Source organism: Candidatus Avelusimicrobium caledoniensis, assembly GCF_902756455.1.
Taxonomy (GTDB): Bacteria; Elusimicrobiota; Elusimicrobia; order Elusimicrobiales; family Elusimicrobiaceae; genus Avelusimicrobium; species Avelusimicrobium caledoniense.
Genome location: NZ_CACVRB010000010.1, coordinates 68673 through 78262 on the forward strand (window position 1 = coordinate 68673; position 9590 = coordinate 78262).

The following is a 9590-nucleotide window of genomic DNA, read 5'->3' on the forward strand; positions in this document are numbered from 1 at the left end:
AAAATCGGGGCACCCGGACTTGAACCGGGAGCCTCCCGCTCCCAAAGCGGGCGCTCTACCACTTGAGCCATGCCCCGTCAGCTACATTGTAGCAAAAAAGTACACAGAGCACCTAGTGTAAGCGTCCCTAATAAAAACACTTGACAGATCAAAAAAAAAAACGATAATAAAGGGACAGTAAAAAACAACAAAGGAGCCAACAACATGAAAAACAAACAAGCATTTACGCTCATTGAATTATTAGTGGTGGTGTTAATCATCGGCATTTTAGCGGCGGTGGCGTTGCCGCAGTATCAAAAAGCAGTAATAAAGTCCAAAATTGCTACGCTCATGCCGCTGTTGCGAACCATTGCCAATGCCGAAGAAGTCTATTATCTAGCCAATGGCCAATATGGTGCTTGGGATGAGTTGGATGTGGAATTACCGCCGGGTAGTACCTCGGTGAATGGGTGGCTGGTGCTGTCAAATGGGGCGTCAATTTCTACGGCAGCGCTGGAAAACGGATTTCTTTCTTCCATAGTCAATCCTGCTGCTGCTTCTAAAGGCCTTATTGTCCTAGATTATTTCTTTCAACATTATGGCGGATCTACTAAAGGGTTTTATTGTTACGCAGGAAATACAGATTCTTTGGCAACAGCAATATGCAAAAGTTTTTATAATGGGGGATCGCTTTCTAGCGGTTCTTGTAGTTACGTCGGAGCATGTACCGGCTATCCCATGGACTAAATTAAATCCTACGGTATAAATAAAGCAGTTGACTTGCTTGGGCATAAAAATTCAACCCCACCGCAAGGGTGGGGTTAAATTTCTGCGCCCACCAAGAGGGATTCCACCGACGGTGGGAGCGACCAAAATAGTGCCCTATTTCTTACAGTTACCTTGGGTCAACTTTTAAGCAGATTATTGGTAATTTTATTGTTTTAGATCTTCTCCACAAACAGTTGTGCCACAAATAGTACAGACATAATCTCCAGTATCTGCGCCAAAGTGATATCCTTTTTCCCATTTGTGTTTCCCATTTGGGCAGGATTTTGTTGTCGCGCACAGGAACGCAGCTTTTTCCATTTGCATAGCTATCCCCCCTAAAATTATTCTTTCATATATTTAGGCACATCGTAAAAATATAAGTCCTTACCTTTTTTACGCATATCAATCTCTTTGAAAGAATGAACTGAGTTCATGCTACCCATAACAGTTTTATAGTTATAAATACCCGTATAAATATAATATGCACCTTCGAGTGATTGGCCGGAAGCATAAGGCTTTTTACCGTATACAAAAATCAATTTATTCATATCAAAGTGTAAACTAATCTCGTTATGCGCACTGCCAAAGAGTGTACCGAGATGATTTGATGATAGGGCTCCAGAGGCCTCTCTATACCAACCCCCATTGGGGTAAATACAACTTTCATTTGGTGGAAAATGTGAATGGCCAGAAATGAATGAACACACATCTTGTTCGCAAAGATGTTTTCCTCCGGTGCGCTTTTCAAATAATTTTCTATCTAATTGATAAAAATGGCTATATATTGTGGAAGCTGCAGAGTCCAGGATGGGTTGATATTTTTGCGCATCTTTAATATCAGCTACTTTATTCGGATAAGTAGTTTCAAAGTGTCGGCGGTAGTAATCTGATACTTCTTCCGAAATGTTGGTCAATTCTTCAGCAGAAATGTCTGGGGTGTTACCATAAGGATTGGGGCTTCTAGCGATGGCGTCGAGAAAATCCAGCACTCCTTTTTTCAAAGAATTCTGTCTTAATTGCCAACTCCATTCCCTGACATGTTGAGACACTTTATCTGAAGGAATGTCTTGCCCTTTGCCAACGAATGTGACGATTTTTTCATAGGATTGAGCGCACTGTTTAGTTTGTTTCCAAAATTGATATGCTCGTTCGGAACTTTTATCGGTGGGGATTTGTTTTTGTGATAAAGCTTGTAAAGGATTTTTAACACTCGATAATAATTCCGCAATTTTTTTACAATCTTCATCTATTGTCGGCAAATTAGAAAGTATTTCTTGATCTAAACTATCTATATTTTTATTCATGATCTTTATGTAACTATCTGGATGACGATATGCTGCGTTACATCCCAATAAGAAACATAAACTAACTACCATGCCACATCCAACTAGATTCCTTTTCATTTTTTCTCTCCCAATTGAGTTTTAATTTATATGTTCAATTTTTTCTGGATCGTATTTGTATAAAACAAAAGACGACCGCCATTTGTGAGAAGCCAATCACACAAATAACAGTCGCCTACCTGCTTGATATCAAATCAAGTGCAGGATTACTGCCAATAGAGACGGGTTATAAGGCCGTTTCTATTAGCCATAGCGACCGTTTTCGGTTTGGCTTCTCCGTTGCATAAGCAACAGTGATGTCTATAATAGACAACCAAAAACAGTTCTAATTGTAATCAAGCCCACTTAGGGCTTTATAAATCTTATCCTCCAAAATAATTAGAGATATTTTCATTATAAAATATTTTGCTTTAATTGAGCGGTTTATGTGTGACCAAAGGTATGAAAAGTGGCACACCTATTTATAGAATCTAACATTACGTCAGGGCGATGAAATGGTGCCCATTATAGTGACCAAAAAGTGGCCATCGTTTGCATAGTTCTCTATGCTTAACGTTGCTAACTTTGCGAAAGTTCTCGTCGGAAGTACCAATTTTAATTTTTCAGAGCGGAGTTGAACCGAATTTTGGACCGTTTTCGCACAAATTTTTTATCATTCTCCGACGAAGAAAAAATAAAGGGCCGCTTAAAAGCGACCCCTTAAATCTGCGCCCACCAGGACTTGAACCTGGAACCCACCGATTATGAGTCGGTTGCTCTAACCAATTGAGCTATAGGCGCGACGTATATTTATTATAACAAAATTTCCGCTGTGCTCGTTGCAAATTGTGTGCGTAAGATAAAATGTGCTAAAATATAATTATCACTCCGGGATGGTGTAATGGTAACACGGGTGCCTCTGGAGCATTAATTCTAGGTTCGAATCCTAGTCCCGGAAAAATTTAGGCCTCGCTTCTGCGAGGTCTTAAATTTTTATGGGAAGAAGGCAAACTGCTTTGCCTTCGGCTAGGATTCGAAAGCCGGAGCCTTATCCGAGTTTGAGTTCACGCGCTGCGTGGACGAAAGGCGAGGATGGCGAGGCGGGGCCGCGAGCGCCGCACGTCAGTAAGGCGACTTGTGGCCGAATCCATTTTTACGTCCCGGAAAATTTGAAAACCTGCCTTTTGGCAGGTTTTTAAATTTTAGGGACAGCAACACCAACTGCTTGGTGTTGCGTTAGGATTCCGGGCCCGGGCGAAATGGAGAGGCAACTTCCACTTAATTGTAGCCACACTGTTTTAGCTATGTTGCTTTGTTTATCAGACGAAAAAAAGCCCCGGGGATAAACCCGAGGCAACTCGCACACATTATTTAATCTGTTTCTGGCCGGTATTGTCAAACTCGCGCATATGCGGGCCGATAATGGAAAGCACTTTAAAGGCAAGGGCAAAATCTTCTTTTTCGCTATCCGAAAAATTTTTGTTTTCAGCCAGTAACGCTACCGCATTTTGGCCGTCGGGCGATTTGATATCCGGGTCGGCTCCGTAGCGTACTAATTTCTTGACTATGCCCGGTGTACTATACCGGGCCGCGTACATCAGAGCGGTATATCCGTCGCGGTCGGCCGAGTTTACGGGCGCACCCGCTAGCAAAAGTTGCCCAAGCACGCGCTCTGAATTATTATACCGTGCGGCTACCATTAACACGGTTTGTCCGGTTGCGTCCGTTACGGACGTATCCGCCCCCATACGGAGCAGATGATGTATCATTTCCGGCTCGGCCTTGTGTTGTACCGCATAAAACAAAGCCGTCCGGCCCGATTTATCGCGTTCGTTTAAATTATCAGTATGGCGAATCAGACGCAACGTTTTTTGTTGGTCGGTTTCTTGTTCAAAAGAGCGCATGAGTTTCGTCGCGCCGCGTTCGTCGGCGGCGTTGGTTTTGTAGCGGTAGAAAAATCCTCCGCCAAATAAAATAAGGGCCGCAGCCACAAATATCATAAAATTTTTATTCATACGTTTATTGTAGCACTTTTTCGGCGCGGGCCTACGGGAATTTGATAGAATATAATTAATTACTTATCTAAAAGAGGTTTTTTTGTATGGCTGAAAACACGCAACACAACAATTCGTTAGACGAAATTATCAAAGAACGCTACGCCGAAGTGGACGAAATCCGCAACATGGGCGTTACTCCGTATCCCAACCGCTGTGAAAAAACAATTTCCTGTTTAGGTGCTAAAAACTCCGAAGAAAATGCCGAGGTCGCCACCGCCGGACGCGTCATTCAGTTGCGCTTAATGGGCAAGGCCGCCTTTGCGCACTTGCGCGATTTTTCGGGCCGCGTGCAACTCTACATTGCCAAAGACCAACTGGGCGACGAGCCGTACCAATTCTTCAAAAAACATATTGCGGTGGGCGATTTTATTTCCGTCAAAGGTCACGTGTTTGTAACGAAAACCGGCGAAAAAACCATTAAAGTTACATCTTTAACGTTGCTTTCCAAAGCGATCCGTCCCATGCCGGAAAAATACCACGGTCTGCAAGACACCGAAGTGCGCTTCCGCAAACGCCATTTAGATTTAATTGCCAATGAAGAAGTAAAAGAAATTTTTGTTAAACGCGCCAAAATCATTTCTTCTATCCGCAAAACGTTGGATGAAAAAGGTTTCTTGGAAGTAGAAACGCCGATTTTAAACCCGTCATCCGGCGGTGCGATTGCCCGTCCGTTTGAGACGTATCACAACGCCTTAAAAATGCCGCTTTACATGCGTATTGCGCTAGAACTTCACCACAAACGCTTGATTGTGGGCGGGCTAGATAAGATTTACGAAATCGGGCACATGTTCAGAAACGAAGGCATTGACACCACGCACAACCCCGAATTTACCATGATGGAACTGTACCAAGCGTATGGCGATGTAAACACCATGGCGGATTTGTTTGATGAAATTTTGGGTAACGCCGCCAAAGCGATCGGCGTAGAACAAATCCATTTCCGCGGCTATGATGTAGATTTGCGCCCGCCGTTTAAACGTTTGTATATCCCGCAAGCGTGGCAAGAAAAATTCGGGCGTGATATCCACGAAGTATTAAACGGCCGCCAATTCAACCGCGAAAAATTGGAAGAAGTCGCGCGCGAACAAGGCGTCAAATTTACCGCTAACGACAGCGACTCCGCGATTTTTGACGAACTCTTTGAAGGCAAACTCCTCGCCGATTACCACAACCCGGTGATTGCGTTAGATTACCCCACCGCCGTCAGCCCGTTTGCCAAAACCAAACCCGGCGATCCGGAACTGGTGGAGCGTTTTGAAGTATTTGTAAACGGACAAGAACTCGGCAACGCCTATACCGAGTTAAATGATCCGGCCGACCAACTCCAACGCTTAAAAGACCAAGCCGCCGCCAAGGCCATCGCCAAAGGCGAAGATGCCGAAAACGCCGATATTTTAGACGCTGATTATATTGAGGCCCTTGAAAGCGGTATGCCGCCGACGGGTGGTATGGGTATCGGCATTGACCGTATTATTATGATGCTGACCGGGCAAGATTCTATCCGCGAGATTATCTTGTTCCCCACGCTTAAAAAGTTAGAAGAAGAAAAATAGTAGTTTTTCTTTGCGTTTAAAAAGTCCCGCCACCATGGCGGGACTTTTAATTATAAAGCACCGGAAATTTTATAAATTTGACAACTGCCCGAAGCTACCGTACAACCACCCGTAGCTTTGAAAACACCCCCTTCTTTTTTACATAATTGGTTATATTTATCGGTTTTATTCGTGGAAAAGGCCCAACAATTGACGCCCCAAGTTGGGTTATTGGCTCCCACTCCCAAATACATCGCATATCCGTTTTGTAAGGTTTGTGTATTTTCGCAAGATACACGTCCGTTGGTAGCATCTGTAATACAACGACCCCAAGGATAGGTGCAAGTTTTTTTATCATTTGAAAGCGTACATCCCGCCAAATCTACGGCAAGCGATTCCATATCCGAAGTATAAACTCCGTTTGCCATACGATACATTTCTTCCGCTTCGTATAACGCCCGCACATTGGCCTTTAACGTACCGTAACGGCTACGCATAACAGCCATTTCGTACTTAGGCAACGCCACCGCCGCCAAAATACCGATAATTAACACTACTACTAATAATTCAATAAGCGTAAATGCTTGTTTGTTTTTCATACAACCTCCTTTTTATCATTAAATAGAATGTAGCAAAAAAAAAAACGATGTCAAGGTTTATTTTTCAAACAAACAAAAAACATTCCGGTCAGGGTCCGTCACGCTGTTTGACGTCATTATTTAGTACAATACTTTTATGAATTTTGAACGGTTTGTCGCTACGCGCTATCTCACGCGCCGCCAAGGTTTATTTGCGTTTATCACCACGCTTATCGGCGTGGCGGGCGTGTCCGTGGGTGTGGCGGCGCTGATCACAACCTTGTCGGTAATGAACGGTTTTCAAACCGATATTAAAGATAAAATCATCGGCGCACAAAGCCATATCCTTGTCTTCGGGCGCATGAGCCCCGATACGTATAAAGAAAAAATCGCCGCCGTGCGTCAAAACCCGCTCGTGGCCGCCGCCGCGCCGCACATTTACGGACAAGGCATTATCACGTATGCGGGCCAAAGTTTAGGGCTCATCGTACGCGGGTTAGACCCCGAACAAGAAAAAGATATCAACACACTGACCTCGTCCGTTACCGAGGGAACTTTTACGCCCAACTGGGATAAAGACGCACCGCCGCCACTCGTGCTGGGAACGGAACTGGCTGATAATTTGGGGTTAGACATTAACGACGATGTGGTGCTCATTTCCCCCCAGTCTATTGCTACGGGCGCGGGCATGTTCCCGCGGATGAAAAAATTTCGCGTAAGCGGACTACTCCGCACCGGATATTACGAATTTGATAATACGATTGCCTATACCCTTTTGCCGCACGCCAGCGAATTTTTAGGTCTTAAAAACGGCGTAACCGGCATTGCCGTTAAGCTTAAAAACATTAACACCGCCGACGAAGCCGCCCGACAAATTCAAGAGATTGTAGGGTACGATTATTCCGTCAAAACATTCGCCCAGATGAACAGCACGCTCTACGCCGCACTTAAATTGGAAAAAACCATGATGTTTATTATTTTGTTCCTCATCATCGGTGTAGCGTCTTTAAATATTGCAAGCAATTTAATTTTACTCGGCACAGAAAAACTGCGCGATATCGGCATTTTGCGTGCTATGGGGGCAGGTCCGGCGCATATTCAAAAAATTTTCATTTGGGAAGCCATGGTTATTGCTACGCTGGGCATTGTGCTCGGGCTGTTACTGGCGTGCTTATTATGTTGGATCATTGCCACTTTTAACATTGTAGAGCTCCCCGGCGATATTTATTATTTGACCAAAGTGCCCGTGCGCATGCAATGGTTAGACATTGTAGCCGTAGTGGGCGGAAGTTATTTAATTTGTTTTGTAGCCGGGTTATATCCGGCGGTGAAAGCGTCGCGCGTGCATCCCACGGACGCGATCCGCTACGGGTGATGTATGATTAAACTGGAACACGTTACTAAAATCTACGGCCAAGGCCAAGAAAATCTGTGCGTCTTAGAAGACGTGTCGCTTACGTTGCCGCGCGGAAAATTTACCGTGTTGCTCGGCCCCAGCGGCTCGGGCAAAAGCACGCTGCTAAATTTAATTGCCATGTTAGACAAACCCACAAGCGGCAAAATCTTTGTGGACGGTGCGGAAATTACCGCTTTAAAAAGCGAGTCGGCGCGGTCTAAATTTCGCCTTAAAAAAATAGGGTTTGTATTTCAATTTGACGGCTTATTGCCGGAATTTTCCCTGGCCGAAAACGTGGACATGCCCGCCCGCCTTTGCGGCAAACCCAACCTTAAAAAAGCACAAGAATTGTTGGAAAAATTCGGGCTGGGTGTGATGAGCCATAAATTGCCGGCTGATTTATCCGGTGGGGAAAAGCAACGCGCCAGTATCGCACGCGCGCTACGCAACAAACCGCCTTTGTTACTGGCCGATGAGCCGACCGGCAATTTAGATGCCGCACGAAAAATACAAGTGTTTGAAGATTTTTCCCGCATGAGCCGCGAGCAGGGGTTAACGATTGTGATGGTCACGCACGACACCCACGCCACGGAATATGCCGACACGGTTTATCAGTTAGAAAACCGAAAATTGGTACAACAAAAATAAAAATTATGGAAATTATTGAAACCCGTATCGGAATTACTGCTATTTTTGCGCTGGCTTTGGCGTGGTTTTTCTTGCACAAATACGCCACCAAACCCGTGCAAAAATTATTAAAAAAAGCTGCCAACAACGACCCCAAAGCCCAATACCAATTAGGCCTGATTTTTTATGCGGATAAAAAATCGGAAAATCACTTAGAACAAGCGTTTAGTTGGTTTGAAACGGCCGCTAACAACGGCCATGTACGCGCCATGGTTGCTTTGGCCGGGCTGTACAACGCCGGGAAAGGGTGCAAAAAAAATCCGCGAACGGCTTTTAAATGGTACAAAACCGCCGCCGAGACAGGTGATTTTGAGGCGCGGGTCAATTTGGCTATTTGCTATTTGCAAGGTATCGGCACGGAAAAAGACGAGCAAAAAGCATTTGAATTGATGAAAGCCGCCGCCGACGAACATAGCCCCATTGCCGCCACGTTAGTGGGCGATTTTTACTCCCACGGCAGCGGTACGGAAAAAGACGAACAACAAGCTATCAAATATTATCTCAAAGCCGCCAAACAGGGAGAGCCGTTTTCCCAAAAACGGCTAAAAGACTTGCAGAAAAAGAAATAAAATATCCCGCCCCGAAGATTCTTCTTCGGGGCGAGCTGTTTTAATAGTGCCAAAGCCATCTGGTATCCTGCGGTGAAGTCGGAGAAGACCGCCCCGTTTCCGCTTTGCAAACTTGATTGCTTGTATTACTTGCGTTTGTAGAAAAAGCCGCACATATCTTTAAATTGGGATACGAACTGTGCTCCAACCAGCGCTCATATTCCAAATAATATGCTCCGTTTTTATATACATAGCACCGCACAAAAGGAGACGAATTCAACAAAATACACTTTCCCCACGAGAAAGAACAAATTCCGTCGTTAGGATCACAGTTTTTAGCCGGAACATCTATGCTTAATGCGCTAACATCTGCTGTATATGCGCCGTTAGCCAAATAATAAATTTCTTCCGCTTGAGCTAAATTTTCGCCCATGGTTTTAGCTTGCACATAACGGCTTTTCCACACCGCCTTTTGATATTGCGGCAACGCCACCGCCGCTAAAATACCGATGATTAAAACTACAACCAACAGCTCAATAAGCGTAAATGCTTGTTTGTTTTTCATACAACCTCCTTTTTATCATTCAATAAAATGTAGCAAAAAAAAAAACGATGTCAAGCCCCTCTCCGCTTTTCTGACATCAGAAAAGCTCGCAAAAGAATGCCGCCCCTGGGCACCACAAAAAGCAGACAAATCGGGAAAATTTATAAACTCGCTTCGCT

Annotated in this window: 10 protein-coding genes and 3 tRNA genes; 6 read left to right on the plus strand and 7 right to left on the minus strand. The window is 44.6% G+C overall.

Annotated features, from left to right (window positions below; genetic code table 11):
* Positions 1-4: 4 nt before the first annotated feature.
* Positions 5-77 (minus strand) — tRNA-Pro (locus tag ACQY2W_RS03485).
* Positions 78-204: 127 nt separating this feature from the next.
* Between ACQY2W_RS03485 and ACQY2W_RS03490 the strand changes: the two genes are divergently transcribed.
* Positions 205-726: a type IV pilin protein gene (locus ACQY2W_RS03490; protein ID WP_428049418.1), complete on the plus strand. Its 522-nt coding sequence runs from the start codon at positions 205-207 to the stop codon at positions 724-726.
* A gap of 186 nt (positions 727-912) precedes the next feature.
* Here the strand turns inward: ACQY2W_RS03490 and ACQY2W_RS03495 are convergent, their stop codons facing one another.
* The 3 genes from ACQY2W_RS03495 to ACQY2W_RS03505 all read right to left on the minus strand — a co-directional run bounded on the left by ACQY2W_RS03495 (position 913) and on the right by ACQY2W_RS03505 (position 2870).
* Entirely contained in the window at positions 913-1071 is a 159-nt protein-coding gene (locus ACQY2W_RS03495; protein ID WP_428049420.1) for a hypothetical protein, read from the minus strand.
* 17 nt (positions 1072-1088) lie between these two features.
* On the minus strand, positions 1089-2150 hold the full coding sequence (locus ACQY2W_RS03500; protein WP_428049422.1) for a hypothetical protein: 1062 nt from the start codon (positions 2148-2150) through the stop codon (positions 1089-1091).
* Positions 2151-2796: 646 nt separating this feature from the next.
* Positions 2797-2870 (minus strand) — tRNA-Ile (locus tag ACQY2W_RS03505).
* Between the two features lie 86 nt (positions 2871-2956).
* Here ACQY2W_RS03505 and ACQY2W_RS03510 point away from each other — a divergent pair.
* Positions 2957-3027, plus strand: a tRNA-Gln gene (locus ACQY2W_RS03510).
* Positions 3028-3436: 409 nt separating this feature from the next.
* On the opposite strand, the gene ACQY2W_RS03515 is transcribed toward ACQY2W_RS03510, so the two are convergent.
* A complete protein-coding gene (locus ACQY2W_RS03515; RefSeq protein ID WP_428049424.1) occupies positions 3437-4084 on the minus strand; it encodes an ankyrin repeat domain-containing protein in 648 nt (215 codons plus the stop codon).
* Between the two features lie 86 nt (positions 4085-4170).
* Between ACQY2W_RS03515 and lysS the strand changes: the two genes are divergently transcribed.
* Positions 4171-5679: a lysine--tRNA ligase gene (gene lysS, locus ACQY2W_RS03520; protein WP_428049426.1), complete on the plus strand. Its 1509-nt coding sequence runs from the start codon at positions 4171-4173 to the stop codon at positions 5677-5679.
* Positions 5680-5729: 50 nt separating this feature from the next.
* Here lysS and ACQY2W_RS03525 read toward each other — a convergent pair whose 3' ends face one another.
* Positions 5730-6257: a type IV pilin protein gene (locus ACQY2W_RS03525; protein ID WP_428049428.1), complete on the minus strand. Its 528-nt coding sequence runs from the start codon at positions 6255-6257 to the stop codon at positions 5730-5732.
* A gap of 136 nt (positions 6258-6393) precedes the next feature.
* Between ACQY2W_RS03525 and ACQY2W_RS03530 the strand changes: the two genes are divergently transcribed.
* Genes ACQY2W_RS03530 through ACQY2W_RS03540 form a run of 3 tightly spaced genes read left to right on the plus strand, consistent with a single transcriptional unit; the run spans position 6394 to position 8888 of the window.
* The gene (locus tag ACQY2W_RS03530) at positions 6394-7611 is read left to right on the plus strand and encodes an ABC transporter permease (RefSeq protein ID WP_428049430.1); all 1218 of its coding nucleotides are present in this window, start codon (positions 6394-6396) and stop codon (positions 7609-7611) included.
* 3 nt (positions 7612-7614) lie between these two features.
* Entirely contained in the window at positions 7615-8280 is a 666-nt protein-coding gene (locus ACQY2W_RS03535) for an ABC transporter ATP-binding protein (protein WP_428049432.1), read from the plus strand.
* Between the two features lie 5 nt (positions 8281-8285).
* On the plus strand, positions 8286-8888 hold the full coding sequence (locus tag ACQY2W_RS03540; RefSeq protein WP_428049434.1) for a tetratricopeptide repeat protein: 603 nt from the start codon (positions 8286-8288) through the stop codon (positions 8886-8888).
* 40 nt (positions 8889-8928) lie between these two features.
* Here ACQY2W_RS03540 and ACQY2W_RS03545 read toward each other — a convergent pair whose 3' ends face one another.
* The gene (locus tag ACQY2W_RS03545) at positions 8929-9432 is read right to left on the minus strand and encodes a type IV pilin protein (protein WP_428049436.1); all 504 of its coding nucleotides are present in this window, start codon (positions 9430-9432) and stop codon (positions 8929-8931) included.
* Positions 9433-9590: the final 158 nt, after the last annotated feature.